The 26491-nt window shown below is 45.8% G+C and carries 22 protein-coding genes and 1 tRNA gene; 13 read left to right on the forward strand and 10 right to left on the reverse strand.

Annotation, left to right across the window (positions count from 1 at the left end; genetic code table 11):
* Nucleotides 1–37: 37 nt before the first annotated feature.
* The gene (locus L0Y31_RS17395; RefSeq protein WP_234734356.1) at nt 38–1156 is read right to left on the reverse strand and encodes a TlpA disulfide reductase family protein; all 1119 of its coding nucleotides are present in this window, start codon (nt 1154–1156) and stop codon (nt 38–40) included.
* 177 nt (nt 1157–1333) lie between these two features.
* On the opposite strand from L0Y31_RS17395, the gene L0Y31_RS17400 reads away from it, so the two are divergent.
* Nucleotides 1334–2191, forward strand: coding sequence for a dienelactone hydrolase family protein (locus tag L0Y31_RS17400; RefSeq protein WP_234734357.1), 858 nt, complete (start codon nt 1334–1336; stop codon nt 2189–2191).
* A gap of 79 nt (nt 2192–2270) precedes the next feature.
* Nucleotides 2271–3200, forward strand: coding sequence for a sugar phosphate isomerase/epimerase family protein (locus tag L0Y31_RS17405; protein ID WP_234734358.1), 930 nt, complete (start codon nt 2271–2273; stop codon nt 3198–3200).
* A gap of 3 nt (nt 3201–3203) precedes the next feature.
* Here the strand turns inward: L0Y31_RS17405 and L0Y31_RS17410 are convergent, their stop codons facing one another.
* Entirely contained in the window at nt 3204–4472 is a 1269-nt protein-coding gene (locus L0Y31_RS17410) for a DEAD/DEAH box helicase (RefSeq protein ID WP_234734359.1), read from the reverse strand.
* A gap of 186 nt (nt 4473–4658) precedes the next feature.
* On the opposite strand from L0Y31_RS17410, the gene L0Y31_RS17415 reads away from it, so the two are divergent.
* From L0Y31_RS17415 to L0Y31_RS17435, 5 genes are all read left to right on the forward strand, one after another.
* A complete protein-coding gene (locus L0Y31_RS17415; protein ID WP_234734360.1) occupies nt 4659–5474 on the forward strand; it encodes an MlaE family ABC transporter permease in 816 nt (271 codons plus the stop codon).
* A 4-nt stretch (nt 5475–5478) separates the two neighbouring features.
* Nucleotides 5479–6258, forward strand: coding sequence for an ABC transporter ATP-binding protein (locus L0Y31_RS17420; RefSeq protein ID WP_234734361.1), 780 nt, complete (start codon nt 5479–5481; stop codon nt 6256–6258).
* A gap of 78 nt (nt 6259–6336) precedes the next feature.
* Nucleotides 6337–7359, forward strand: coding sequence for an MlaD family protein (locus L0Y31_RS17425; RefSeq protein ID WP_234734362.1), 1023 nt, complete (start codon nt 6337–6339; stop codon nt 7357–7359).
* A 425-nt stretch (nt 7360–7784) separates the two neighbouring features.
* On the forward strand, nt 7785–8132 hold the full coding sequence (locus L0Y31_RS17430) for a hypothetical protein (protein WP_234734363.1): 348 nt from the start codon (nt 7785–7787) through the stop codon (nt 8130–8132).
* 201 nt (nt 8133–8333) lie between these two features.
* A complete protein-coding gene (locus L0Y31_RS17435) occupies nt 8334–9188 on the forward strand; it encodes a helix-turn-helix transcriptional regulator (protein ID WP_234734364.1) in 855 nt (284 codons plus the stop codon).
* An 81-nt stretch (nt 9189–9269) separates the two neighbouring features.
* Here the strand turns inward: L0Y31_RS17435 and L0Y31_RS17440 are convergent, their stop codons facing one another.
* Nucleotides 9270–10277 (reverse strand): ScyD/ScyE family protein, encoded by a 1008-nt coding sequence (locus L0Y31_RS17440; RefSeq protein WP_234734365.1) that lies wholly within the window; start codon nt 10275–10277, stop codon nt 9270–9272.
* A gap of 310 nt (nt 10278–10587) precedes the next feature.
* Between L0Y31_RS17440 and L0Y31_RS17445 the strand changes: the two genes are divergently transcribed.
* The 5 genes from L0Y31_RS17445 to L0Y31_RS17465 all read left to right on the forward strand — a co-directional run bounded on the left by L0Y31_RS17445 (nt 10588) and on the right by L0Y31_RS17465 (nt 16289).
* Nucleotides 10588–11268 (forward strand): response regulator transcription factor, encoded by a 681-nt coding sequence (locus L0Y31_RS17445; protein ID WP_234734366.1) that lies wholly within the window; start codon nt 10588–10590, stop codon nt 11266–11268.
* Nucleotides 11268–12650, forward strand: coding sequence for a sensor histidine kinase (locus L0Y31_RS17450; RefSeq protein WP_234734367.1), 1383 nt, complete (start codon nt 11268–11270; stop codon nt 12648–12650). Before L0Y31_RS17445 ends, L0Y31_RS17450 begins: the two co-directional genes overlap by 1 nt.
* A 76-nt stretch (nt 12651–12726) precedes the next feature.
* Complete coding sequence (locus tag L0Y31_RS17455; RefSeq protein WP_234734368.1) at nt 12727–13683, forward strand: hypothetical protein; 957 nt, start codon at nt 12727–12729, stop codon at nt 13681–13683.
* A gap of 60 nt (nt 13684–13743) precedes the next feature.
* Complete coding sequence (locus L0Y31_RS17460) at nt 13744–14895, forward strand: endonuclease/exonuclease/phosphatase family protein (protein ID WP_234734369.1); 1152 nt, start codon at nt 13744–13746, stop codon at nt 14893–14895.
* Nucleotides 14896–15227: 332 nt separating this feature from the next.
* Nucleotides 15228–16289, forward strand: coding sequence for a hypothetical protein (locus L0Y31_RS17465; protein ID WP_234734370.1), 1062 nt, complete (start codon nt 15228–15230; stop codon nt 16287–16289).
* Nucleotides 16290–16336: 47 nt separating this feature from the next.
* Here the strand turns inward: L0Y31_RS17465 and L0Y31_RS17470 are convergent, their stop codons facing one another.
* The 5 genes from L0Y31_RS17470 to L0Y31_RS17490 form a co-directional block, all read right to left on the reverse strand.
* Nucleotides 16337–18334, reverse strand: a complete 1998-nt coding sequence (locus L0Y31_RS17470) for a PAS domain-containing sensor histidine kinase (RefSeq protein WP_234734371.1) — start codon at nt 18332–18334, stop codon at nt 16337–16339.
* A gap of 93 nt (nt 18335–18427) precedes the next feature.
* The gene (locus L0Y31_RS17475) at nt 18428–19651 is read right to left on the reverse strand and encodes a PQQ-dependent sugar dehydrogenase (protein WP_234734372.1); all 1224 of its coding nucleotides are present in this window, start codon (nt 19649–19651) and stop codon (nt 18428–18430) included.
* Between the two features lie 180 nt (nt 19652–19831).
* Nucleotides 19832–20608 (reverse strand): LytR/AlgR family response regulator transcription factor, encoded by a 777-nt coding sequence (locus L0Y31_RS17480; RefSeq protein ID WP_234734373.1) that lies wholly within the window; start codon nt 20606–20608, stop codon nt 19832–19834.
* Between the two features lie 135 nt (nt 20609–20743).
* Nucleotides 20744–21769, reverse strand: a complete 1026-nt coding sequence (locus L0Y31_RS17485; RefSeq protein ID WP_234734374.1) for a sensor histidine kinase — start codon at nt 21767–21769, stop codon at nt 20744–20746.
* Between the two features lie 86 nt (nt 21770–21855).
* Nucleotides 21856–22437: a cupin domain-containing protein gene (locus L0Y31_RS17490; protein WP_234734375.1), complete on the reverse strand. Its 582-nt coding sequence runs from the start codon at nt 22435–22437 to the stop codon at nt 21856–21858.
* A 484-nt stretch (nt 22438–22921) separates the two neighbouring features.
* Between L0Y31_RS17490 and L0Y31_RS17495 the strand changes: the two genes are divergently transcribed.
* The gene (locus tag L0Y31_RS17495; protein ID WP_234734376.1) at nt 22922–24163 is read left to right on the forward strand and encodes a hypothetical protein; all 1242 of its coding nucleotides are present in this window, start codon (nt 22922–22924) and stop codon (nt 24161–24163) included.
* A gap of 215 nt (nt 24164–24378) precedes the next feature.
* On the opposite strand, the gene L0Y31_RS17500 is transcribed toward L0Y31_RS17495, so the two are convergent.
* Together L0Y31_RS17500 and L0Y31_RS17505 are read right to left on the reverse strand one after the other, a co-directional pair.
* Nucleotides 24379–24451 (reverse strand) — tRNA-Thr (locus L0Y31_RS17500).
* Nucleotides 24452–24597: 146 nt separating this feature from the next.
* Nucleotides 24598–26457 (reverse strand): DUF349 domain-containing protein, encoded by a 1860-nt coding sequence (locus L0Y31_RS17505; protein WP_234734377.1) that lies wholly within the window; start codon nt 26455–26457, stop codon nt 24598–24600.
* Between the last annotated feature and the right edge of the window lie 34 nt (nt 26458–26491).

Consider the following 26491-nt stretch of genomic DNA (forward strand, 5'->3'; position numbering starts at 1 on the left):
ATGCCTCAAAAAGAGTAAGCCACTTCTGAATTACTGCTCAATGGCCCCGAAAAAGTCCCGCCAGTTCGCTGTCTAATGCGTCGCCGTGCAGCCCTTTCCGGATAACGTTTCCTTCTCGGTCAATCAGTATATTTGTAGGAACCGTCTGATTACCATACCGTTCGGCTACCGTTTGTTTACCGCCCGACAAATCCACTACATCGGTCCAGATTGAGCCGTCTTTCTTCAGTGCTTTTTTCCAGGCAAGCTTATTTTGATCCAAAGATATACTCACAATATGAAAGCCTTTGTCTCGGTAGCGATCATAAAGATTTTTTAACTTTAGCCGTTCCGCCCGACACGGTTCGCACCAGCTGGCCCAAAAATCGACCAGCACCACTTTACCCTGAAAATCACTTATGCTTATTCGTCTTCCCTTTAAATCGGGCTGGGTGAAATTCGGAGCGGGTTGCCTTTTCGTTAGTTTCTCCGACTTGTCGCCTACTTTTTCAAAAATCTTTTTGCCAATCGAATGACTTTGGAGCGAAGCATCCAGGCTATACCACAAATCCAGCGCTATGGATTTGGGAATTTGATCCAGTTGGGCGTTTAGTTCAAACAGACTGATGAAGGAAGTCGGGTGCTTTTTAATGAAATTCAGGGTGTGGTCATTGATCTGCTGGGTTATAGTCGCCCGCTCTTTCTTCCACTTGGCCATACCCGCCGCATCCGCCTGTTGTCTGGCTTTCTCGCTTGCCTTGAGTACAGCAACAAGGCGTTTTCTTAGAGGTTCTCTCTCATTAGCCAGCAAAGTTTCATCGTCCATGGTTGGCGACCCGCTGATCGTAGCGTCATAAACTGAATCGGCATTCATCGTTATGCTAATCAGATTCCGATCCAGAATAAACGGTTTCCAGCCGCTCGTTCCTTCGACCAGAAGGGCGTAATAATTCGCTTCTGGAATGGTACCCTTAAAGAAAAAATAGCCCCATTTCGACACGCACGAATCCAGCATGACTGCCTTGCGTCCGTGGGTCATTACCGCGTCCCGTTTAGCCAGGTAAACTTTGCGGTCGGTTGACGAAGTGAGCTTTCCTTTGATTTGGTAATGAATGGGTAGCTGGCACACTGCCGGAGTGGTCAGCAATACCAGAATGAGTAGCGCTAGCGTCTTCATTTGCCAAGGATTTAGTGTGTTAATATCTCACCTTTTCTTCTGTTAGTCAACCGACTAGGCAACTATTTTACCTTATAAATTCGCTATTAAATACGACAGCTAATCAAAAACGGCTAGAATGCACGGATCCTCTGTTTTTTTCGTACTTTCAGACTTTCTCCCTCAATCTTTACCGAAATGGATCAGCGCATCATTAACCTCTTTGATGAATACACCCACAAGCCCCTCAAGCGGGATGATTTTTTGAAACGGCTGGCAAAGCTAACCGGTAGCATGGGGGCAGCGCTTACGGTGTTGCCACTGCTGGAAATTAACTACGCCCACGCCGAAACGATCTCCGGGCAGGACGACCGACTCATCACGGAACGGGTAACTTATCCGGGCGGCGAAGGCTCCATGAAAGGCTATCTGGCCCGCCCGAAGGCCAACGGAAAATACGGCTCTGTGGTGGTTATTCATGAAAATAGAGGACTCAATCCACACATTGAAGACGTGACCCGACGGCTGGCACTGGCTGGTTTTCTGGCCCTTGCGCCCGATGCCCTGTCTCCTTTTGGGGGGACACCCACTGAAGAGGCGCAGGTTCGGGAATTATTTGGCAAGCTGGATACGCAAAAAAACCTGGCCAATTTTACCAAAAGCCTGGATTACCTAAAAGCCCGATCCGATAGCAATGGCAAAGTAGGCAGCGTTGGTTTTTGCTGGGGCGGTGCTATGTCGAATCAGTTGGCCGTCAACTATCCAGACTTAAAAGCCGCCGTTGCTTATTACGGTCGTCAGCCCGACGCGGCCCAGGTTCCGCAGATCAAAGCGGCGGTAATGCTTCATTACGGTGGTCTGGATGAGCGGGTAAACGCGGGCATACCGGCTTACGAAGAGGCGCTCAAAAAAGCGAAAATTCCTTATGAGTTGTACGTATACGAGGGAGCGCAACACGCGTTCAATAACGATACCGCTCCCACCCGTTATAGCGAAGTGGCCGCCAAGCAAGCCTGGGAACGCACCACGAAGTTTTTTAAGGAGAAAGTTGGCTAGTAGCTAATCGCAATGCCCGGTTAGGGTAATTTTGCGCTGTTACTATCTTTACGCTTCATAAGGATTATTAATCATTACCATGTCCGGAAATACCCTAAACCGCCGTCAAACTCTTTCTGCTCTCGGTCTGGTCGCTGGCAGTTCCCTGCTTCCCCAGACCACTCCCCCAAAAGCGAAAAATGATTTCACCTTGTGCCTCAATCTGAGCACCATACGCGGCCAGCAGCTTGGTTTCGCTAAAGAGTTGGAAGTTGCGTCTAAAGCCGGATTTCGCTCGGTTGAAATTTGGGTGGATAGCTTGCAGAAATACCTGACGGGTGGTGGTACCGTGGCTACAGCCCGCAAATTACTTGCTGATCTGGGATTGCAGGTTGAAAATGCGATTGGCTTTGCACAATGGATTGTTGATGATGAAGCGACCCGCACTAAAGGCCTTGACCAGCTCAAACGGGAAATGGAATTATTGGCGCAGATCGGTTGCCGCCGCATTGCCGCTCCGCCGATGGGTGCCACTCAAGGCGCTGCGCTAGACCTGCAAAAGGCCGCCGAACGATACCGGACTATTCTGGAAATGAGTGATCAGACGGGCGTTATACCCCACCTGGAAATGTGGGGTTTTTCGAAAAACCTGAGTCGGGTTGGCGAGGTTCTTTACGTAGCTACGGAAAGCCACCATCCATCTGCACGGCTTCTGCTGGATGTTTACCACCTGCACAAAGGTGGGTCGCCGCCAGAAAGTTTGAAGTTTGTGGGAAAACCGGGAATTGAAATTTTTCACCTCAACGACTACCCCGCAACGCCGGCGCGCGAAGCCATTACCGATGCCGACCGCGTTTATCCGGGCGATGGCATCGCTCCGATTCGCAACATGCTGAAAATGCTGAAAAACCCCGAACAAACGATTATCCTGTCTCTGGAGCTTTTCAACAAAACCTATTTTGCGCAGGACCCGCTGCTTGTGGCAAAAACGGGTCTTGAACGAATGAAAGCAGTAGCTACTGGCGTTTAAGCCTTACTCTTGCGGCTGTTTCGACGGTGCCGAATTGGTGGATGACCCTTTGGGTTTCCGTCCTTTCGAGCGCCGTTTTTTGTCGGAATTATTTTTCCGGCCTACGCTGCGTTTTGCCGCTCCAGGATTAAACGTTGGGGTTGCTCCTAATTCTTCGGGTACAATTCCGCGCGGCACTGGTTCACCCAGCAGGCGTTCGATGGCTCCAAACTTCCGTTGTTCGGTTTCCCCCACAAACGTATAGGCAATTCCATCCGTTTCGGCGCGGGCGGTGCGGCCAACGCGGTGTACGTAATCCTCCCCATCATGGGGTACGTCGTAATTAATTACCAGACTGATGTTGTCGATATCAATGCCGCGAGCCAGAATATCGGTAGCAACCAGAATACTCAACTGGCGGCTCCGAAAACGTGACAAAACCTGCTCACGGTCATTCTGCTCCAGATCTGAGTGAATTTCTTCGGCCGAAAATTTAGCGCGTTTAAGCTCCCGTGCCAGTTGCTTTACATTTTCCTTTCGCGAACAGAAAATCAGCACCGACGGGAAATTATGCATTTTCAAAAGGTGCTGCACAAGGGCTATTTTCTGCGTTTGATAAACAACAAAGACCTGTTGTACAATCCGGGCGGGTGGCTTGGAAATCGAGATAAAAATCTCGTCTGGCTCGTACAGAATTTTCTTGGCCAGCTCCCTAATTTTCGGAGGCATGGTAGCTGATAAGAGCAGATTTTGCCGTTGTTTGGGCAAAAACGAGATGATCTTCATGATGTCTTCATGAAAACCCATATCCAGCATGCGGTCGGCTTCGTCGAGTACCAGATATTTCAGGTGTTTGATCTTGGCATACCCCATGTTGAGGTGGCTGATCATGCGGCCCGGTGTACAGATCACAATATCCGCCCCGTGCGACAAAGCCTGCCGTTCATTGGCGTACGTATTTCCGTCCCCGCCCCCATACACCGCAATGGAACTTACGGACGTAAAATAGGAAAACCCTTCCAGGTTCTGAGAAATCTGAATCGCGAGTTCGCGGGTTGGAACAATTACCAGCGCCTTGACGTGGTCGCTGGGTTCTTCCGTCAGAATGCGTTGAAGGATGGGAAGCAAATAAGACGCCGTTTTGCCCGTTCCGGTTTGCGCCGAAACAATCAAATCCTTGCCGTTTATGATACGTGGTATTACCTGTTCCTGAACTGGTGTGGCCGTTTCGTAATTTATGGCTTCGATGCCTTCCAGCAACTGGTCGCTGAAGCCAAATTCTGTGAATTTCAAAATGAATAAATGAAAGTTAGCGGTTTTTTAGTGAATGTAACTACTTCATTTATAATACCCAAATTTCAGACATTCCGTTCCTTTTAATTCTACTTCCTAACAAATTCAAACTCATCGTCAACATTGCAGTTATAATGATACATCTGCTCAAATGACAGTTGTTTGCTAACACCATCATCCTTGGGAATGAGCTCTTCCAAAACGAGTCCTGGCGATACTGCTCCTGAAAAACCGGTTGTATCTCGCCGGTTAGATAAAATATTTCTTGATTTATACAATGTTGCGGCTTTTATCGGCCAGTTTTTCAGGGAAGTATTTATGCCTCCTTATGAAGGGCGGGAGATTCTCCGACAATGTTATGAGGTAGGATATAAATCACTACCACTTATTTCGTTAACGGGTTTTATCACTGGAATTGTCTTCACGAATCAGTCGCGTCCTTCATTGGCTGAATTTGGCGCTACCTCCTGGCTTCCTTCCCTGATTTCGATTGCGATTGTCCGGGCGTTGGCCCCGCTGGTCACGGCCCTGATTGCTTCGGGAAAAGTTGGTTCCAACATCGGGGCTGAATTAGGTTCCATGAAAGTAACCGAACAGATTGACGCGATGGAAGTGTCGGGCACGAATCCTTACAAGTTCTTGGTTGTGAGCCGCATTCTGGCAACGACCTTTATGATTCCGACCCTAACGCTCTATACCATTTTTCTGGCACTGATGGGTGCCTACATCAACGTTAATTTAAATGAACAGACCAGCTTCGCTACGTATGTAGAAGAGGTTTTTAATGCCATTTCCTACCTGGATGTTTTTGCTTCGATCATAAAGTCCTTTGTGTTTGGCTTTACGATTGGTGTCGTCGGTTGTTATAAAGGGTATAATTCCTCAAAAGGAACGGAAGGCGTGGGAAAAGCAGCCAATGCATCCGTTGTGACTTCCATGTTTCTGATTTTCATTGAAGAGTTACTCTCCCTACAGATTGTATCCGCCCTACGTGCCACTTAAAAACATGGAAAACAAGAAAGCTACTCCGATTAATAAAGATGTTGAAGTTATTGCCATTCGGGACCTGAAAAAATCGTTTGGGGATCTGCATGTATTGATGGGCGTTGACTTAACGGTTCACCAGGGCGAAAACGTCGTAGTTCTGGGTCGTTCAGGAACGGGAAAATCAGTATTGATCAAGATTATTGCGGGCTTGCTAAAACCCGACGCCGGTACAGTTAACGTTCTGGGCAAACAAGTTGATAAACTTTCGGGTAAAGAGCTGGACGCGCTACGCCTGAAAATTGGTTTTTCGTTCCAGAACAGCGCCTTATACGACAGTATGACTATCCGGGAAAACCTGGAATTCCCGCTGGTCCGAAATGTCCGCAACCTAAGCCGCAGCGATATTGACCAGGCCGTAGAAGAAGCCCTGGAAGACGTTGGTCTGTCCCAGACGATCAATCAAATGCCTTCTGAATTATCGGGTGGCCAGCGCAAACGCATTGGCATCGCCCGGACGCTGATTCTGAAACCTGATATTATGCTCTACGATGAGCCAACAGCAGGACTTGACCCCATTACATCCATCGAAATTAATAACCTGATCAACGAGGTTCAGGAAAAACACCATGCGTCGTCGATTGTAATCACGCATGACCTAACGTGCGCGAAATCCGTCGGTGACCGCGTAGCCATGTTGCTGGACGGGAAATTCCAGCGACAGGGAACGTTTGAAGATGTGTTTACCGAAGCGGAAGATGAGCGGGTTAAAGCTTTTTATGATTACAACTTTATGAACTAAGCAGGTGCGGGTTTCTGGCGAAATTCAATCAATGCGAACCAGAGCCACAGCAACGCGAACCTAAAAACTAAAACGAAAATGAGTGGAGAAAATAACAAACGTTCCGTCATCGTCGGAATATTCGTCTTACTTGGTATCGTGATTTTCGTCACAGGTATCCTGGTTTTGGGAGGACAGCAAAAGCGCTTCACAAGCACCATTCGGATTGATGCTGTATTTAATGACGTTGGTGGCCTCAAGGTTGGTAATAACGTCTGGTTTTCAGGGGTTAAAATTGGAACCGTCAAAAAAATGAGCTTTGTCGGAAACTCCCAGGTTGATGTGCAAATGAGCATTGAAACCAAAGCTCAGCATTATATCCGAAAAAACTCACTGGCTACGATCAGCTCGGAAGGCTTGATTGGTAATAAAATCGTGGTCATTTTTGGAGGCACTACTTCCGTTGAACAGGTTGAAGAAGGCGACCGCCTTGCATCACGCCCCGCCCTGAGCTCCGATGAAATGCTGGAAACCTTACAGGAAAATAACCAGAATTTGCTTCGGGTTACGAAGGATTTCAAGGAACTGATCGGTAAAATCAAACAGGGAAAAGGAACGGTTGGGGCCGTTCTGACTGATTCACTACTGGCCGACAATTTTCGCTCGACCGTCAGTAATCTAAAGCTTGCTTCCCAAAATACGGCCCAGGTTTCCAGCTCGCTTTCCAACTACGCCAAAAAACTAAATAACAAAGGGGCCCTGGCCAACGACCTTGTTACCGATACTGCCGTATTCTACCGGTTACGCTCCTCGGCTGCTCAGTTTGAAAAAGCTTCGATGGCTGCTACCGCTACGGCCAATAACCTCGAGCAAGCCAGTACGAAACTTACGTCTAACAACAACACACTGGGAACGCTACTGAACGACGAAGAAGCGGCCAAAAACCTCAAAGGTACACTGCGAAACCTTAACAGTGGTAGTGTAAAACTGGATGAAAATCTGGAAGCCTTAAAGCATAATTTCTTGTTCCGGGGCTATTTCCGGAAACGCGCCAAAGAAGAGGCAAAACGCAAAGAAGAGACGCAAGCAGCTAAACCGGATTCCTTACAAGACAAACAATAAAGCCTTTTCGCCCAGATGGGCAACCTTCAAATCGTTGTACCGTTTGAAGGGGAAAGTTGCTAAGACGCTAGTGAGTGCGGCCAGGATTGAGCGTAATGATGCTCGGTTCTGGCCTTTTCTTTGTGTGCCAGCCGACACCGATTCTGCTCGGCTTCAAACTCCTTTTCTTGGAGCCAAATGCGCTTCTTGTTCGGTTTTCAGTTCGCTTACGGGTCAAGTTGCTGGGCGTAAGTTGTGTATCAATGTCCAGTATACTTAATGCGTGAATGCGTAGTTGATAATCCCTAAAAACAACGGGCAAAAAAGCCCCTCTGGGCCATTAGACAAGAAAGCGGGCCGTTCCCTCATATTGTGGTTTTGTCTGAAAACAGACAAAACCATGGCCAGTTTATGGGATATATGTAGTTACCCTTTGATCTTCCTCTATGAAAAACATTCTTGTTCTCTCTGAACGTAAGGAGAAGCTAGTTCCCGAGATTAGCCAGAACCTTCAGCTTATTTACCCAAATACGCAAATAACCGTGCGGCGCCTCAAACAGAGTCTACTCACGGAATTATTAGCTCTCCCGACTGAGTTGTTACCGCGCATGATTTTGGTAGAAGCCTGTGCCGAGAGCCTGGATTTATTACGCGAATTAAAAGCTCATCCATATCTGTACCGGATTCCAGTGTTGATGTTACAAGCAAAAGCAACGCAACGGCGGGCGCAACTGGATCAGGAAATTCAACCAGAAGTGGTGACCAAATATACGCTGGGTCATACGCTTAACTAGTTGAAATGCCCTCAACACGGCAAAAGAACGGTCTGGCTTCGGGCCCTTATAACTCGCTGGTAATAAGTTTTCTGTTTCCAATCGCAGAAAATGGCTAACCAATTGACCGTTCACGAAAATGTCGGTTTTTTTCAATGACCGGCGAAGGTCATGGCTAGTTTTGGGGTTAAATTCAACCCAAAATGCCCCTAACAACAGCTAATGAATCCGTCGTCTCTTCTCATAAACTACCAGGAATTGACTCCTTCGGTAGCGCTAAAACCTTTTGTTGACTGTTATTGGCTTCAGTCCTTTCGGGGAAATAGCCAGGATGAATCGCCCGTGCAGTGTTGTCTGCCCTACGGAATGCTAGAAATCATTATTCATCTGGATGATAACCGGTGCCACGTAATTAATAATGGGAACTGGCAGCAGCTTCCCCACGCTTTTCTGGTTGGTATCTGTCGGAATATTTATCAGTGGAAATCAGTTGGCACTTCAAGACTGTTCGGCATTCGACTCAAACCCGAAGGCCTTCTTCAATTGTTCAAAAGCCCCGCCGCTCCGCTTTTTGGCGATTTCACCGATCTGGACATTTTCTTAGGTAAGAAAATTATTCGTTTAATAGATCAACTCCAGGGTATTCCTGATACACCTACCGTTGTCCAGATTGCCGAACGTTTTCTCCACGCTCAGTTACAAAATGTACCTTCGGAGCGGAGTTACTTATACGATGCGACCAAGCTTATTCGGCACTCTCAGGGCAGGCTTTCCATTGAGGACCTGAGTGAGCATTTGTCCATCAGCGAACGCCAGCTACAGCGAAGTTTTAAAGCTAATTTTGGTCCCTCACCCAAAACGTATCTCCGGATCATCCGCTTCCGAAGTGCCTACGAATACATTAGCCAGACCAAGACGGTACCGCACTGGGCGGATGTCAGTTATCGATTTGGCTACGCGGACCAGGCTCATTTCATCCGGGATTTTAAGGAATTTACGGGCAATGTGCCCCGTGTGCAGTGGATGAACCAGGAGCAGTATTTCCAGATGCCACACCGCCCTGCAAGACTTTCGTAATTGTATAGAACTTTAGTTTCTTACCCACAAAGCCCCGCCAAGTTATTGACGGGGCTTTGTGGGTAAGAAACTTAGAGTCACTTAGTAAGTTACTTTCTTGATTTTCCCGTCGCCCATACTAACCACAAAGTAGGTTTTTTTAGCAGTTTGTTCAATCGCCGTAGGCATGTTCAAATCGGTTAGCAATGGCGTGTTTTGTCCACCTGCTGACCGAACAACACGGCCCGTGTTTGGAGTAAACCCTTGGCCAAAGTCAGCCAATTCAAGAACAAGCGGATTTTTATCAGACCCAAGAATAATGTCAACCAGACTCGTAAATCCTTCTTTGTACAGAGAGACCTTTCCGGCCATATCCACCTGATAAATGCGCGCTTTACCAGCCGGGAAAGGAAAACCTAGCAGGGTTGTTACCAGAAATTTTTGGCCATCAAACACAATTCCGGTTGGTACGGCTTCGATGGTTGGTGGCCCAACCGGCGTAGGATTCTGAATGCCCGGAATGGTGGCAAATACGCTAACGTTGCCCGACGGCGTTATTTTAAGGATGGCGTTGGCAGCGGCATCTGCTACGTAGCTATTTCCGTCGGTTCCAAAGGTAAGGTTATACGGATTCGAATCGTTGGTATCTTCCGTAAAGGGGTACTTGAGCACATAAGCGCCAATATCAATACTTTCCAGTTGTGCTGCATTCAACGGCTGATCTCCGGGCTTAAATGAAGCAATATTAACCTTAAACAGCTTTCTATCAACGCGATGCAAAATATACAGAAAGCCATCTTTGTACGCTAAATGATTTAACCCCGAAGGCCCCTCTGCCGGATCAATGATCGCATTAAATCCAGTGATTGCCGTATGTCGTTGCCCGTCGGGTGTTATCAGCGAAACCCGGCCACCTACCTGCGGATCGCCAATTTCTGTAACCCATGCCTGCCCTTTGTTATCAAAGGTAATTCCAAGCGGAGAACGCAGTCCAGACGCAAAATCAGTCACTTGCAATTGCCCCGGAGCGGGAACTTCCCGGTGGTCATCGCAACTAGAAATTACAAAAAGCATCCCTAAGGAAAGAATGCCAATCAATAAAGTACGCATTTGATTGAAAATGGTGAGATTAAACAAAATTATAACCGAGGGCAAAAGTATAATTGGGCGTTCGGTCCGTATTGAATAAAAGCGACATAGCTAGATTTATCCCTATCGTGTGCCCGTGAAATCGCTATCAAATCGCTGAAGGAACCGATGTTGGTTATCGAATGTATACTACTAAGATACCGGTACTTACTTTCTGGTTATCGCGCCCTTCGCCTCATTCGATTCATTAGAGATCAGTAGCCATAGACTACTTTAGCATACTTAATCGCTGTAAATCCCCTATTTTTGGCGCAGAGGAAAGTCGTTCGTTATGAAAATATTAGTTATTGAAGATGAAGTAAAAACTGTCCAACTTATTCGACAGGGATTAGAAGAACATCAATGGGAGGTAGATATAGCCTATGATGGGCAAATGGGCTTTCAGCTCGCCAACCGATACTCTTATTCACTAATCATTTCAGATATAATTTTACCAGGAATTAATGGGCTTGAACTTTGCCAGAAGTTGCGTGCTGCCCATATTTCTTCTCCTATTTTGTTGTTAACGGCTCTTGGAACGCTTGACGATAAAATTGCGGGTCTTGATTCAGGTGCAGATGATTATCTAGTAAAACCTTTTGAATTTAGAGAATTGATGGCCCGTGTGCGCGCGTTAACGCGCCGTAATACAGGTTTGATTCAAACTGAAAATGTTTTAAAAATTGCGGACCTTGAATTAAATCCAGATACAAAAACAGTGATTCGCGGGGGTAAAGAAATTACATTAACGGCGAAAGAATTTGGCTTACTTGAATACTTTTTGCGCAACCAAGGCCGTGTAATCTCCAAAGCTGAATTAGCTGAAAAAATATGGGATGTTACTTTTGATACAGGCACCAATGTGATTGAGGTTTACGTTAACTTTTTACGAAAAAAAATAGACAAAGATTTTAACCCTAAATTGCTTCATACTCAAATTGGTATGGGGTACGTTATGAAAATAATCTCGTGATGATAAATATCCGTACAAGGCTCACTTACCAATTTGTAATTTTAGTTACGGCCATTTTATTATTTTTTTCAGTAGGGGTTTATTTTTTCAGTAAATTGTATCTTGAAAAACGTTTTTTCAAGCGCCTTCAAGACCGTGCTCTCACTACAACTGCGCTACTTTTTGATTTAAAAGCAACGAATTCAGCCGTTTTGAAATTAGTTGATTTATCAAACAACGATCCACTTAGCAACGAAAAAATATCTATTTATAACGATACATCAAAAAAAATAATCTTCTCCACGAATCCTGCTAATTCTCGCTTTCATGAACAATTCATCCCTCAATTGACTGCGGGGAAAGAAACCACTTATATTCACTTTGGAGAATACCAAATTCTGGCCATCCATTTGCCCAATAAAGGGGAAAGTAATTGGGTCATTGTCAGCGGTATTGATCAAACAGGTAAGGATGCGCTTGACGATTTAAAAAAGATCTTGATTGTCATGGTCGGTGCCGGAATCCTTTTACTGGGAATTTCGGGTTGGTTTTTTGCAGGTCGTGCGTTGGCACCTATGTCTACCATTATTCACCAGGTGAACGCTATCTCACCGGTTAATGTAGAAAAACGGGTTGAGCATCCTAATCGCTCCGATGAAATTGGTTTATTAGTAGCTACCTTTAACCAGTTGCTAGATCGAATTGAACAGGCATTAACGACCCAAAAGATATTTATTGCGAACATCTCACACGAATTAAAAAACCCCCTCACCAAAATTTATTCACAAATAGACGTTGCTCTTATTCAAAAACGAAGCCCGGAAGCTTATCAAAAAAGCCTTCACTCGCTACAGGAAGATACGCATACACTAATCCAACTGACCAATACGCTGCTGGACTTAGCAAACACGGCAGCCAATTCCTCCCACCTGAAATTAGAGCCGGTTCGAATGGATGAGCTGCTTTGGGAGACCAAAATGCAGTTGCAAAAGTGGCACGAAGATTACCGGATCGAGATAAATTTCAGCGATTTTCCAGAAGATGAAGAAGCACTTCTGATCCAGGGCAATCCAGCTTCGCTCAAAGTCCTCTTCATGAACTTGTTGGATAATGCCTGCAAGTTTTCCCCTCGCAAAACAGCTATTATTGACTTTTCTGCCTCGAAGAGCAAAATTCGGACCTCCATCTTTAATGAGGGCCCCCAGATTCCAAAGGCTGATTTAGCGCTCATTTTTCAACCTTTCTACCGCAGTAACGCAACTGCTCAAGCCAGTAAAGGGCACGGTGTTGGCCTTGCCATCGTTTCACAGATCACGCAAATTCACCGGGGTGAGATTGGTGTTAACTCTACTACAAAAGGCACCACTTTCACGTTAATCTTTCCTAGCGCCGCCACATTTTAAGGTAAATTTAAAGTCAGTTTAAGTCCCCCTTAAGTTCACTTCTCGTTCTTTGTACCTTCAGTGATGCATTCTCATTATGGAAGTTACAAGTCAAAGCACCAGTTCAAATCAGGATATAGTTAAAGTTACAATAGGCGTTTTGGTTGGCGTTTTATCCCTTCTGAGCTACTTATTTCTAGGCTCCAGAAATGAGACCATTGAGCTGCAAAAATCACTAACTACAAAAGTTGAAGAGCTTTCCAGCACTCAAACAAAATTGGACTCGATCTCTAAAGTTTTGGATGAAAAGATAATAGAAGTTCGTCAATTGGGGGGCAGTATTGCGGAATTAGAGAATATCAAATCGCAATTGGAAAGAGATAAAGAACGATTTAAATATGACTTTGATTTTTCAGTAAAAAAATACGAAAATAAAATCAAAGACTATGAAAATTTTCTAGTATCTAAAACGGAAGATATACGTAAAATTAAAGAAGAGAATGGCTCTTTATTAAGCAAAGCGCGTCTTCTGGAAGAAGAAAAGAAAATCGCTATTAATGAGATAACAGATCTTAAATCGGAGAAAGAAGCCCTTAGAAAAACTGTTGCTGATTACACGGTTCAGAATGATGACTTGAAATATAAAGTCACACTCGCTTCGGCAATGAAGGCCATAAATATACAAACAGCAGCCTTGTCTTCCAAAGGCAAAGAACGTAGCGGCGGTTCTTATAAAGCTTCACGCATTGATCGGCTGAAAATATCCTTTATTATGCCTTCCAATCCAGTTGCTTACAAAAACAATAAGGATATTTATGTTCGTATTTTAGACCCCAATGGTAGCGTTTTGAGTGAAAACGGTGTTGGCGGAACCCTTTATTTTAATGGAGATGAAATTGGTTATAGCGCAAGGCAACCGGTTTACTTTGAAAACAATGATCAAAAGGTAGACGTTATTTATCGTAGAAACCTTGACTATAAACCAGGCAAATATACAATTGAGCTATACACCGAAGGCTTTAATATTGGCAATGGTAGCTTTGAAGTAAAATAGCCTCTTTATTGATAGCTAGTTGTATATTGATTAAAAAGTAACTCACCAAATTATAAATAGATGAACTTTAAACAACTAATTATAGCTCTAGGGGAGTTTTTAAAGCTTTCAAGCAGTATATTAATTAAATACAGCCAATTAGTCCTTCGTAAATACCGTCAGTTTCCATACTCTTATTCTGCCCTTATTTATTTATTTATTACGGTAGCGTTCTCTTACCATCCCGTTTTTAGTCATTGGGTAACGGGCTTTGTGATGATGAGTTTACCAGTAGCGACAGTAGTAGGCTTTGTAGCTTGTATATACCTATTTTATAAAAAGCAAAAGGTTATTGCTACAGCGGGAATTGTTTGGGTGCTATTTACTTTACCTGTCGCAAAACGAATATTTGGAACCGGTAATGGAACTGCTGATTTGATTACAGCGCCCGCCTTAAAAGTATTAAGTTTTAATAGTGAATGTTTTGAAAACCCTACTCACGATGTAAATTTTGCTGATTTAAAAGCTGACATCGCCTGCTTTCAAGAATACTCCCCTAACAAAGAAATTGAAAATCAATACACTGATAAGCTAGCTAAATTATCCTGCTTTGACGCAGATAGAGAAATTGGCTTAGCCCTTTTTTCTCGTTATCCAATTGTTAATCAATATGGGCGCATCTGGGCTCGTGATAACGGACCCGATATTAATGGCTTTTTGTGCGCTGATATTGCCTATGGTCTAGATACTGTTCGGGTTGTTAATGTTCATTTGTGGTCTATGGGCGTACGCATTAACCAAGCGATTGATGCCTTGAAAGATGAAGATTTCAATCTTTTTACCTTTGAAATACTTGATACGTTCAAACGCTTGAAAGAAGGCTTTGAGAAGCGGGACGAACAAGTTAAAGAAGTAGAATCATATGTAGCTGGGAGTCGATATCCCGTGATTATCTGTGGCGATTTCAACGAAATTCCTTTTAGCTACTCGTACGGCAAACTCAGTCTGAGTTTCCGAAATGCGTTCGAAGAGGCGGGTGAAGGGCTTGGTTTTACGCTTAATCGCCACCCCTATTGTGCCCGTATTGACCAGCAATTTTTTAGTGCTGACTGGCAGGTAAAATCATGCCAGACCATGCCGAGCATTACTTTCTCTGATCATTATCCGCTGGTAGCGCAGTATATTTTGAAAAAGCCACTTAGCATGCGCCCTCAGTTAGCGGTAAAAAAATAGCCACATTAGCTCTTGATTATTCTTAGGCAAGCCCAAAAGCTTGCCTATTTTTTTGATCATCATTTCAAGAAAAACCAATCTTAGAATTGAACATTTTTTAACTATTCTAATAATAATCTTTTATTTATCAGACATTAATATATAAAAGTAAGCCCATTTAATCGGAATGCCACGACGGAATAACCTATATAATATTGTCTGTATAAATATTTTCTATATTGAGCCAGCTTTACAGATAGAGCATAATCAGACTTAATAAAAATTTATCTTTTGCATTTTCTTAAAGCTGATAGCAATTGTCTCATCATCTATTCACAGCACTACGACGTTTTATGAGAAGAATTTATCTTTCGGGTTTCCTTTTCTTTATGATGGCCACCGCAGCGACTGCCCAGACCAATCGCTTAACTCTTGATCAGCATGGTTATGGAAACTCGGCTCATGCTACCCAGGTTGGATTTCAAAATGTAAGTACCATCATGCAGGCACCATCTTCGCCTGACCCAACCGCGATGGGGGCCAATTACAGTTTTCTATATGCCGGCGGTGTTGGTAATACGACTACCCAAACCCAGTTGGGCTTCTCAAACGCTTCCTCCCTATTTTTATCGGGGCCAACTTCGGTTGATGGAATTGACAATAGTGAGAATAATCTTGTTACCATGAACCAGGTCGGAAGTTACAATATGTCTACTGCTGATCTTTTTGGAAATGGCAATAAAGTTGACGTAAACCAGCAAGGCGTTAACAACTGGAGCTATCTGAATCTTGTTGGCGTTTATGCGTTTGGCAACATGAATGACAATAACGTCGGCTTAGACCAATCCGGTGAAGACAACGTCTTTACGGCTAGCCTACAAGGCAGTTCCAATGACCTCTTTGTTACTCAATCAGGATTCGGCAATACATCAGGCACCTTTAATGATAAGGTTAACACAGGTGTTGCCATTCGTGGCGACGAGAATCTGGTTGATATTTTTCAGAACGGAACAGGCAATTCTGTCCAGGTGAGTGTGCAAAATAATTTGAACCGGACCCTGATTGAGCAATTTGGTGCCAGCAATTCCATCCGCGTTGCCCAGAATGGAGATAGTCCCGATGGAGGTAACCTGGCAGGCGTGAGACAAACCGGAAATGGGAATGATATTACTGTTACTCAGAACAATACCTACCAGACTACCCTGCTTGAACAGTATGGCGACGACAACGCTGCAACCATTACCCAATCGGGCAGCTTTCACGAAGTGAGTGGTTTGGGTGGCTCGGGCACTCCGGTTGCCCAACTAGGAAATTCCAACCAATTAGCCATTATTCAAACAGGGATCGATGGTCTGGTTCAGCTTCAGCAAGCTGGTAATGGCAACACCGGAATTGTTACTCAAAACAATTATTGATATACAAGCTGGTAACAGAGGAACCATTCCCGCGTTACCGGCTCTTTTTATGCGGGCAGATACACAACAAATGTCGCTCCTTTTCCCGGTTGGCTGCTTGCCGTGATGGCTCCACCGTGATTAATAACCACTTTTTGACAGATTGCCAATCCAATACCCGTTCCAGAGAAATTAGAACGTCCGTGCAATCGTTGAAAAATCTCAAAAATTCGGTCCAGATACTTTTCATCAAAGCCAATACCGTTATCAGCAACGCTAATTTGATGAAAGCTCGTTGCCTGACTGGCTGGTTTTAGGTTCTGCGGCAGTTCAGTAGCCGAAACCAAACGGTAGCCAATGTGTATTTGAGGCACGACATCAGGAAGGTGAAACTTAATGGCGTTGGAAATTAGATTCTGAAAGAGCTGACTCAACTGCAAAACATCCCCGTTAAGTGTGGGCAAATCGTCGATCTGCATATGCGCCTTTTCGTGATAAATCTGCACTTCCAGATTTTCCAGCACTTGATGGATCAATGCTCCCAAAGAAATAGGCACAAAAGCCTGTTGATGGGTCGTGAGTCGGGAATAGGTTAGCAGATCCCGTATCAGACCTGACATTCGCTCTGCTGCCGAAGCCATCCGCTTGATCAAACTCACCACGTCTGCGCTCAACTCAGCCGTGTATTGGCTTTCTAGAATATTACTGAAAGACTGAATTTTACGCAGCGGTTCCTGCAAGTCATGGGAAGCTACGTAGGCGAATTGCTCCAGGTTTGTGTTGGAGCGTTGCAGGTTCTGAACGGCCTGACTCAACTCAAGGGTACGCTGGGTAACCTGCTCTTCCAGGTGTTCTGCCTGCTTTTTCTCTAAATCAATATCAGCCACGGTGCCGACAATCCGGATTGGGTTCTGCTGCTGGTCAAAGAAGATTTTACCGTAAATTTTGATCCAGTGTAGCGTTTGATCCGGCCAGACAATTCGCACTTCCAGCTGTAAGGAACCTGTTTTAAAGGCTCTTTCAAATTCCTGACGGGCTCTTGGCTGATCCGGCAGATAGATCTGGTTAAATGAGTCTGTATGTATCCAATTCGGCTGAAGGCTTTCGTAGCCAAAAATCTGATCATGACGCAGCGAACGCGTACTGCGCTTGTGAACTATATCAAAATCCCAGTTCCCCAGGCCAGACGCTTCTAAAATAAGATTAAGGCGCTCCTGGCTTTCTTCGATTTTCTTCCGGGCATGCACTTGATCGGTAACATCAATCGCAACCACACTGATGCCCGTAACTGTTCCGCCTGCTTCCCGAAGGGGTTCATACAAAAAGTCGACGTACCTTTCCTCTAACTGTCCGTTACGTGGTAAGGTAATGGGCCGGTCATAGGCCACGAATCGTTGACCCGTATGATACACACGGGTCAACAACTCTTCCAGCCCCTGCCCTTTCGCTTCGTGTAGCCCTTCGAAAATTGGCTTATTCAGCACATCCTCGGACTTCTTACCCCAAATTTCAAGGATGCGTTCATTGGCAACTTCAACAACGTGTTCAGGGCCTATCAAAGTAGCAACAGCAACGGGCGCTTGGGTAAATAGTTCATTAAGACGCTGCTGATAGCGCGCAAGTTCCTTTCTACCCAACTCCTCTTTCTGCTGAAGCAGGACTTTATCCGTAATATCCGCTGTCGTGTTCAGAATAAAAGCGACCTGTCCATCACCACCTAAAATAGGCACATTGGTGTTTGACCAGTAAAACGGCGTTAACAGGCCAGTTTCAGGCACCAGAATATCGTACTTATAAACGGGTAAATCGACTTGTTTTTTTGTCTCAATAACGCTCATGAATGCCTTATAGGCACTCAATGCACCACTTGGGTCACTTTCGTTGTCAGGGAAAACTTCAAATACGCCTTTACCGATAATATCCTCCCGTTTAGTCCGCGAAATTTCAAGGTATTTATCGCTCACGGCTAAGATCGTAAAACGGGGCGGGTCCGCCTTAATCACTAAAGAATTGGCCGATTTTTCAAAAATAGCCAGCAGCGAAATGGCGTCAAGCGAATCTTTCATAGTACCTTCCACTAACGATGAAGTAGAACCGAGAACTAAAGGTTAGGTTTTCTCTTTTTCAGAAGCGGCATTGAGAACGCTGAAAATCAGGCCTTATTTTTTGTCAATTCGGTATAATCTACCCTGGTCTGTAATGGCGTATAAGGCGCCATCTTTGCCCTGCGTAACATCCCGGAAACGCTGGTACTGATCGGCCAGTAAGCGCTCTTCACCGACTACCTTATTGTTTTCGATCACTAGCCGCACAATGTGCATCCCACTAAGGCCACCAATGAACAGGTTGTTTTTCCATTCCGGAATTCTATCCCCGCTGTAGAACGTCATTCCGCTTGGTGAGACAACCGGGTCCCAATAATAAACAGGTTGCTCAAGGCCTTCTTTTTGCTGAATGGCCGTGCCTACTTTGTCGCCGCTGTATTCTATACCATACGTAATGGTAGGCCATCCGTAGTTCTTGCCTGGCTCAATCCGGTTGAGTTCATCGCCACCTCTTGGACCAAATTCATGTTCCCACAGGTCGCCCGTTACTGGATGAAAAGCGAGTCCCTGCACATTCCGGTGACCGTATGAATACAGTTCTGGTTTAGCGTTGGCTTTGCCTTCAAACGGATTTCCAGCTACGGGTTTACCTTCCTTGGTAATCCGAATTACTTTTCCCAGACTGGAATTTAGTTCCTGCGCTTGGGGTCTGGTTACTTTATCAGAACGCTCTCCGGTACTGATCACCAGATTTCCAGCTTTGTCGAAGAGGATTCGTCCGCCGTAGTGCAGTGTCCCTTTGTAAGCCGGAGTAGCCTGGTAAATCACGGTAGCACCTTCAATCTTCTTCTCGTCGGCAGAAAGCTTTCCTTTGGCCACAGCCGTCAGATTTCCTTCGGGAAGGGCTTCTGAAAACACCCAATAGATCATGCGATTTTGCTCAAACGCGGGATCGACCCGAATCCCCAGAAGGCCGCCCTGTCCATCGGAATTGACGGCGGGTATGCCCGTGATTGGCTCACTCAATTTCCCTGCTGCCGTTGCGATGCGCATCGTGCCTTTTTTCTCGGTGATGATGAGTCGGCCATCGGGAAGGCTGGTTAAACCCCAAGGACTTTTCAGGTCACTGGTCAGTACTTTGCCTTCGTAAGCGGTGCTTGTTTTTACACCCGCCACTCTTGTCTGACCGGGAAATGCCGATTTATAGTCTGAGTTGGGCTTTTTGGTTTCTACCGGGGCCCCATCACCCTTAAGCGCATTTGTTTTTTCAGAAGACGTTTGCCCGCAGGCAGCCAGAGTAAACGTTACTCCGGAAATAAACATTAAAATAGTTCTCATCGTTGGGGTTTCCATTTCGGTGAATGTAGCGTCAAAAATAAGTATTTTATCAAGACGCATTCTACCTTTGAAAACAATCCGAGGATAAAGCTATTTCCTACATTTTTAGGACGATTATTTTCGCAACTTTCCGCCGGACTAATAAGCCGAAATTACAGCCTTGTGGCCGAAAAGGACGGGCTATTTCCCCATCCACTTCTTAAACTCGGTGGCCCGCTCCCGGCTGACCAATACTTCGCCTGACGGAGCCGGTTGCAGCGTTAATTTGAGCTTGTGATTAAAATAAGAATGGATCTGCTGAATGGAATTGATATTGGTTAGAAACTGTCGGTTGGCCCGAAAGAACAAGGCGGGGTCGAGCATGGCTTCCAGCTCATCAAGCTTATAATCGATGTTGTATTTTTGCCCCGTAAGCGTGCGAAACAACGTTACGCCTTCGTCCGCCTGGAAATACGCGATTTCGCTCACTTCAATGGGCAGCCACTGCGTGAGATGCCGAACTAAAAAGCGACGGCGGTATTCCGGCAGCTGCGTCTGCTGACGCAGTTGGTTCACCAGGGCATCAATGGCCACAACCTGCACCGGCGCGGCTTCCGGCTTGCGATTGAGCTGGTGGTGTTTCTGCAAACTCGCCGCCAGTTCGGGTTGCTTGATGGGCTTGAGCAGGTAATCAATGCTATTGACCTTGAAGGCTTTGATGGCGTATTCGTCGTAGGAAGTTGTGAAGACCACGAGTGTAGTAACCGGCGTTTGTTCAAAGATCTCGAAGCTTTGTCCATCAGCCAGTTCAATATCCATAAAAATCAAATCCAGTTCTGGTTGAGTTTGCAGGTAGGCAACTGCCGTTTCCACACTTGGAACCGTATGCACCACCCGTACCTGCGGATCGATCTCCGCCAGCATCTTGGTTAATCGACGGGCTGCCAACTCTTCATCTTCAACAATTAAGACATTCATACTGGGTCTGCAATTAACTAACTTCTGAATTGAGGCTTTAAGATAAAATACCTTGGGGCAAGGTTCCAAACAGATTTGTTTTCGAAGCGGCAAAGTGCCTTCTGAAATAAGCAAAAAGGCGTCTGATCTGCCCCTTTAGGTTGGAATCAAAGGCAAAGCAACCGTGAACTGGCCGCCTTCCTGACGTATGGTAGGAAACGGCTGTCCCAGCATTTCATATTTGGCGATGATATTACTTAAGCCCACCCCGTTTGAGACAACCCCTTGCTTTTTCTTCTGTAAATTATTGCACACGTGCAGGTTCGCCAGCGCATCAGTACGTATTTCGACCTTCAGGGGTTTACTGGTTAACACCACGTTGTGCTTAACTGCATTTTCCACTAGCAATTGCAAGGTCAGGGACGGTAATTGGTAATGGCCAAAGCGCTGGTCTACCGCTGTGATAATCTGAAAGCCCGTACCGTATCGCGTACGTAGCAGATGTGCATAAGAGCGAATAAACGCCAATTCCGTGTTCAAATCGGTTAGATTTTGCTCATTAGCCCAGAGTACGTAGCGGTAAACCGAACTTAGCTCCTCCGCAAATACCTCAGCCTGGCGGGGATTCTCACCAATGAGAGCAACCAGGCTATTCAGACTGTTAAAGAGAAAATGCGGACTAACCTGCTGCTTCAAGACATCCATTTGCTGCTGCATGTGCAACTGCTTGAGTTCAAATTCACGCCGGGTGCTTTCCCGCAACTGGTTATACGTATAAATGGACTCATGGCTACCCGCCGAAATAACATTCGTTGCCATTCCAATCATCAGCAGCCAGGGAATCGTTTCGGGTTTATAAGGGTAACCTAATTGGTCATAGATCCAGTAAAGCAGCAAAATCATCACCATCATTGCACCCACATAGGCTAACATGGAATACAAGAGTCGCTGGCCAAACTGGTCGGTAGCGCCATAGCAGAAACGCATGTATTTCATCCACAGCGTCAGCATCACGAATACAACCAGACCCCAGGCGTTAATAATTAGTGTAGTTGGTATAAACAGTGATTTATCCAGAAAATAGGCCGGCCCAAAAACAATGTAGTTGGCAATAATAACCGCTGGATAATTGATCAGATAAACCAGAATGTCGTAACGGTCGAACCGCGCCCACTGTTTCATACATGAAGAAGGTAAAACGCTACCAAAATTGCGCATTTGACTAAAAAGTTAGCAGGCTACAACGAGCGCGTAGCCTGCTTTTAAGCTCACCAAACGGTCCGGTAGCGGCGTTGTAGTTCGGCAGCGATTCCTTTTTTGATGGCCTGCCGACCCAGCCAATTTAGTAACGGTTGGAGCGTAGCCATCCAGCCTATTAGGTAGGTGCCACTGATCATCACGGTGTATCCTAGGGCATACAGATTTTGGGGTGTCCCCTGCGCCGACGCCTGGCCATCCCGGGCTAATCCGTAAGAAATCTGGAGCGTCTGTTCGAAGCCGGGACAGCCCGGTTCAATCCGGCACTGGAAACGGCATGGTTCAGCAGTCTGATTGAAAAAGCGGTGCTTGCTCCGGGCGGGGGCCAGGGCCGACTCTCCCGGCTTCAGGCGGATAATCTCCTTACCTACCTGAATGCTTAGCTCACCTTCCAGGCAAGTAAACTCTTCCGAAAACTCTTCGTGGTAATGAAGTGAATTCCCCCCCTTTGCCGCTAGTGTTACATCAACCAGCGTATGGGCTCCGTTGGATTCCTGGCTGGTTTCGATGAATGTAACTGAATCTCTCAAGACAGGATTGGTAATGGTACGGGCTACGGTTGATTTCGTGTTCATTGCATTTGTTGTTTTCATGATGGTACTGTTTTTAAAGGAGTGATTGGGGTTAATATCTGGGCACAACCTCAACGCTTGAACAGGTTCTGGAATGACTGCGATCAGGTTGTTGATGACACAAAGTTGTACCCTCCCCGGCCCATTACCGAATCGAATTTATCTGAAGCAGCACAATTTAGGTCTTAAGCAATCAGATAGGGATCTAGGCTGGAACTGGCCTTAATGCCTTTTCGTCCGTACCAATCTGCGGTCTAGAATTTTCCATTTTCATGTGCTTTTCCAGCCATTATTTACCCGCTAATAAGGCATGGCGGCTTAGCGTGGAATTCGTACCGCTTCGGTGAAATTCTGTGCTGCTTGAATAAAAATTGACTTCCTATACCCTCATCCAGTGCCCAATTTTGCGACTGTTCGGCACACCGGACACCTTCTTCAGATCATTTTAAGTCAAACAAACACCATGCATTTTTTCAAGAAGAATTCGCAACGGGCTTTAGTTATCATGGCTCTCCTTACGTCCGCTTTTAGTAGTTGTAAACCGGACGAAAACCCTATTACGCCGGTTACCCCTCCAGATACGGCGCCCATTGAACAAACAGGTACAGCAACGGAAGTTGGACAACCCAGCGGTGCAGCCATTAGCCAGATCATTGGTGCGGGTGGTGGAACCATTCAGTCAGCCGACGGGCGTTTCAAGGTCCAGATTCCGGCGGGAGCCTTAGCAAGCGACGTCACAATTGGCCTTCAGCCTCTGAATAATACAAACTTTGCGGGGAAAGGAGAAGCCTACCGCCTGACGCCCCACGGCCAGCAATTTACCAAGCCTATTACGATGACTGTTCAGTATACCGCTGACGATTTAGAAGGAACTCTACCAGAAGCGCTGGGCATCGCCTACCAGAATGATAACCGGGTCTGGATGGCTGTTGGAGACTCTAAAATAGCTACCACAAACCGTACGGTGTCCATCCAGACAAATCATTTTAGCGACTGGAGTTTTGTAGCGTTCTTACAGCTAGAACCTGGAATCAAAGTAATCGACCCCGGTGAGAAAGTTACGCTAGTTGTTCGTAACTATTTCAAGAAGGACGCCCTCAGCCCCTTAACTCCAGAAGGCAAAGAAGCAGCGTTAGTGAATGAAACCGGCCTATTGCTGAACCCCAAGTACATTGACCAATGGCAACTGATCGGCGAAGGCAATTTACAAGCGGAAAAGAATACGGCTCAATATCAGGCTCCCGGTCGAATTCCAAACAAAAACCCAATTGAAGTGTCGGTACGCGTAAATATAAATGGGAAGGAGATTGGGATTCTCATTTCACGGATCTATGTCGCTCCGATGGGGGTTTCCATTCAAATCAACGGTGGCGAATGGCGTACCATCTCAGGGGCTGGCATGAACAGCCAGGGTGACAGGCACATAATTAATTCGATGTCGGGCGGCGAAACCGCGGGAGTCTTGTGGCAGGGAAAACCAGCCGGAAACTTCAATTGGACTTTGGAAACGAACGCTTTTCATTACAAGCCGAATGAACGTGTTCAATATACCCACGTTTACGGTATGCAGGCGTCTATCAGTGGTGGCTCGCTAACGGTTGAACCACGGAGCGAATACCTCGGTCGAGACATAGTCGTAGGCCATTTTGAAGTCCAACCGGCCAGTTACCTGGACTTTACTGTCCCCCAGAACCCTATTTATACGACGGCCTCAGTACGTGGTGTTTTCCGGGTAAAGCATATATAATTCTTAACGAGTTAAAAGCAGGCAAGCAACTGTTCATTTTAAGCGCGCTAATCAGGCTCAAAATGAATGAACAGTTGCTAGCCTGCTTCGCTTTCTCTAGCTTCATTAAAACCGCAAAGTAGGTGTTAGTTTATACGGTTGATTGCTGGGCGAGTTTGTGAACGAGGCAAAACAAAAAAGCACTTAACATTTCTGCTAAGTGCTTGATTTTTAAGAGCCCCCAGTCGGGATCGAACCAACGACCTACTGATTACAAGTCAGTTGCTCTACCAGCTGAGCTATGGAGGCTTTTGATTTTTGGAGATCTTCAGTAGCTTTTGGCTGGCTGCTTATCTCCTTGATCGTGGTGCAAAAGTATGCGTTTTAGATATTCACAGCAAGCTTTTTTAAATATTTTTTTCTAAAAAAAGCTAACTGGCTGCTTCTCAGGGCAACTATTGAGCCTCCCGAATTACTTTCAGCTGGTGCTTCAGATCATCCAGTTGTTTTTCAGCGACGGCAATCTTTTTATCGATTTCCGCCCGCAGTTTATCAGCGCCTTTTGAACGAGCAAAAAATTCAATATTGTTCCGGTAGACAGCAATGTCGTTTTCCAATGATGACATTTTCCGGCGAATATCTCCTTCTTTCTTATGTAGATCCCGTGAAGATCCAGAGTCACGCACCAATTCCGTTTCATTTTCCAGAGTCAGGCGCTCTTTTTCCTTCGGCGATAATTTACCGCTCGCACCTACCAATGAATTAATGGCGTTGATGTAGCGCTTCTGAATAGCCTGCATCTCTTTTTTAGGCACAAAACCTATCGATGCCCATTGCTGCTTAAATTGGTTCAGTTGGGATAGATCAGGATTTTCACTCCCTGCCATTGCTTCGATTTGCTCGCAAAGGGCGATCTTCTTAGCCAGGTTTTCTTCAAACTCCTTCTCAACCTCCTGATTTTTTGCCCGTTTCTTATTGAAAAAGGCATCACAGGCCGACTTGAACCGATCAAAGATCGAGTCCTTAAATTTCTCTGGCACTTGGCCGACGCTCTTCCACTGGCGTTGCAGGTCAATGACACGCTGGGTTGCCTCCTGGCTTTCCTCGCCGGATTCCAGAATGCTTTCCACCTGCTCGCAAAGCTCAGTTTTCAGTTTAAGATTTTGATCGCGTTTGGCCTCTAGCTGCTTGAAGAACTCTCCTTTGTGGTGGAAGAACGTTTTCAGGGCAGCCCAGAATTTTTTGCTTAGTTCGCGACCTTCTTCGCGCGGCATGGCACCACGCAACGCATTCCAACGCTCCTGAAGCGCCATCACCTCCCGGGTCTTTTCGTTCCAGTCGTTGATGCTATTCGAAGTAAAGGACGTTTGCGGAACCAGTTCTTCGTACAGTTTTGATTTCTGTTCGTATAACTGGGCACCTTCTTTTTTCAACTCTTCGTTTTGCCCACGCCGGCGATCATACAACGTGTCAAGAGCTTTCTTGAAACGCTGCCAGAGCACTTCCTGCTCCGCTTTGGGTGCCGGACCGATGTGCTTGTATTCTTCGAACAGGTTGTTGGCTTCGTCAATCAGCTGTTTTGTGACAGGTTTGCCTTCTGCTCCCTGAACCAGACCCTCTACCTTCTCACACAGCTCTGTTTTCAGTTGCTGATTTTTCTTCCGGTCCAGTTCTTTCAGCTCGAAATAGATGTTCCGGTTGCTATAATAACGGTCCACCAGAGCATGATAGGTTGCCCACAGTGTTGCATTATGGGGCGAAGGCACATTTCCTGCCGCCTTCCATTCATCCTGCACCTGCTTGAAACCATTCCAGCTTGACTTAGGATCGCCCGCGTTGTTCTCGTCGTTTTCAACCAATTCCCGCAACCGACGCAGCAAGTCCGTCTTCACCGCAAAATTAGTATCCTTGGCTTTTTCCAGCTGCTGGAAATACTGATTTTTCCTGTCTTTTATCTGCTTGTACAACGCGTCAAACTGACTGACTAAATCGTCGTACTTATATTCAAACCCTTCTTCTGAACCAGTATCCTGGATGTATTTTTCCAGGGCGCTGCTTCGCTCGGATGCTTTTATCTGATCAAAAAAAGGACGCGCCTCCTTCAAAACCACATCAGCCTGGCGGTACTCAGTTGCCGTCGCTTCTTCAGTTTTTAAAGCAGTCAGTTGCTTGTCCAATAAATCCACAAAATCCTGTTTAGAGAACTGGCTGTAGTCAACCGGCTGGGCCGTTTCCTCCATTTCCAGTTCAATAGTATCCGCAGGTTCTTGGGTTAGATCATCACGTTCGGTGATTTCTTGTTCTTCGCTCGCCATACGATGCTTGTAAACGATTACCTTTGCAAAACTA

This window comes from Tellurirhabdus bombi (assembly GCF_021484805.1).
Lineage (GTDB): Bacteria > Bacteroidota > Bacteroidia > Cytophagales > Spirosomataceae > Tellurirhabdus > Tellurirhabdus bombi.

What these genes read in the sequence shown, in the direction of transcription:
- L0Y31_RS17470 (WP_234734371.1), bottom strand. Translation starts at nt 18,334, where the DNA reads ATGAAAGATTCGCTTGACGCCATTTCGCTGCTGGCTATTTTTGAAAAA.
- L0Y31_RS17430 (WP_234734363.1), top strand. Translation starts at nt 7,785, where the DNA reads ATGAAAAACATTCTTGTTCTCTCTGAACGTAAGGAGAAGCTAGTTCCC.
- L0Y31_RS17495 (WP_234734376.1), top strand. Translation starts at nt 22,922, where the DNA reads ATGGCTCTCCTTACGTCCGCTTTTAGTAGTTGTAAACCGGACGAAAAC.
- L0Y31_RS17480 (WP_234734373.1), bottom strand. Translation starts at nt 20,608, where the DNA reads ATGAATGTCTTAATTGTTGAAGATGAAGAGTTGGCAGCCCGTCGATTA.
- L0Y31_RS17425 (WP_234734362.1), top strand. Translation starts at nt 6,337, where the DNA reads ATGAGTGGAGAAAATAACAAACGTTCCGTCATCGTCGGAATATTCGTC.
- L0Y31_RS17455 (WP_234734368.1), top strand. Translation starts at nt 12,727, where the DNA reads ATGGAAGTTACAAGTCAAAGCACCAGTTCAAATCAGGATATAGTTAAA.
- L0Y31_RS17445 (WP_234734366.1), top strand. Translation starts at nt 10,588, where the DNA reads ATGAAAATATTAGTTATTGAAGATGAAGTAAAAACTGTCCAACTTATT.
- L0Y31_RS17405 (WP_234734358.1), top strand. Translation starts at nt 2,271, where the DNA reads ATGTCCGGAAATACCCTAAACCGCCGTCAAACTCTTTCTGCTCTCGGT.
- L0Y31_RS17475 (WP_234734372.1), bottom strand. Translation starts at nt 19,651, where the DNA reads ATGAGAACTATTTTAATGTTTATTTCCGGAGTAACGTTTACTCTGGCT.
- L0Y31_RS17450 (WP_234734367.1), top strand. Translation starts at nt 11,268, where the DNA reads ATGATAAATATCCGTACAAGGCTCACTTACCAATTTGTAATTTTAGTT.
- L0Y31_RS17420 (WP_234734361.1), top strand. Translation starts at nt 5,479, where the DNA reads ATGGAAAACAAGAAAGCTACTCCGATTAATAAAGATGTTGAAGTTATT.
- L0Y31_RS17465 (WP_234734370.1), top strand. Translation starts at nt 15,228, where the DNA reads ATGAGAAGAATTTATCTTTCGGGTTTCCTTTTCTTTATGATGGCCACC.
- L0Y31_RS17440 (WP_234734365.1), bottom strand. Translation starts at nt 10,277, where the DNA reads ATGCGTACTTTATTGATTGGCATTCTTTCCTTAGGGATGCTTTTTGTA.
- L0Y31_RS17490 (WP_234734375.1), bottom strand. Translation starts at nt 22,437, where the DNA reads ATGAAAACAACAAATGCAATGAACACGAAATCAACCGTAGCCCGTACC.
- L0Y31_RS17435 (WP_234734364.1), top strand. Translation starts at nt 8,334, where the DNA reads ATGAATCCGTCGTCTCTTCTCATAAACTACCAGGAATTGACTCCTTCG.
- L0Y31_RS17395 (WP_234734356.1), bottom strand. Translation starts at nt 1,156, where the DNA reads ATGAAGACGCTAGCGCTACTCATTCTGGTATTGCTGACCACTCCGGCA.
- L0Y31_RS17505 (WP_234734377.1), bottom strand. Translation starts at nt 26,457, where the DNA reads ATGGCGAGCGAAGAACAAGAAATCACCGAACGTGATGATCTAACCCAA.
- L0Y31_RS17485 (WP_234734374.1), bottom strand. Translation starts at nt 21,769, where the DNA reads ATGAAACAGTGGGCGCGGTTCGACCGTTACGACATTCTGGTTTATCTG.
- L0Y31_RS17415 (WP_234734360.1), top strand. Translation starts at nt 4,659, where the DNA reads ATGAGCTCTTCCAAAACGAGTCCTGGCGATACTGCTCCTGAAAAACCG.
- L0Y31_RS17400 (WP_234734357.1), top strand. Translation starts at nt 1,334, where the DNA reads ATGGATCAGCGCATCATTAACCTCTTTGATGAATACACCCACAAGCCC.
- L0Y31_RS17460 (WP_234734369.1), top strand. Translation starts at nt 13,744, where the DNA reads ATGAACTTTAAACAACTAATTATAGCTCTAGGGGAGTTTTTAAAGCTT.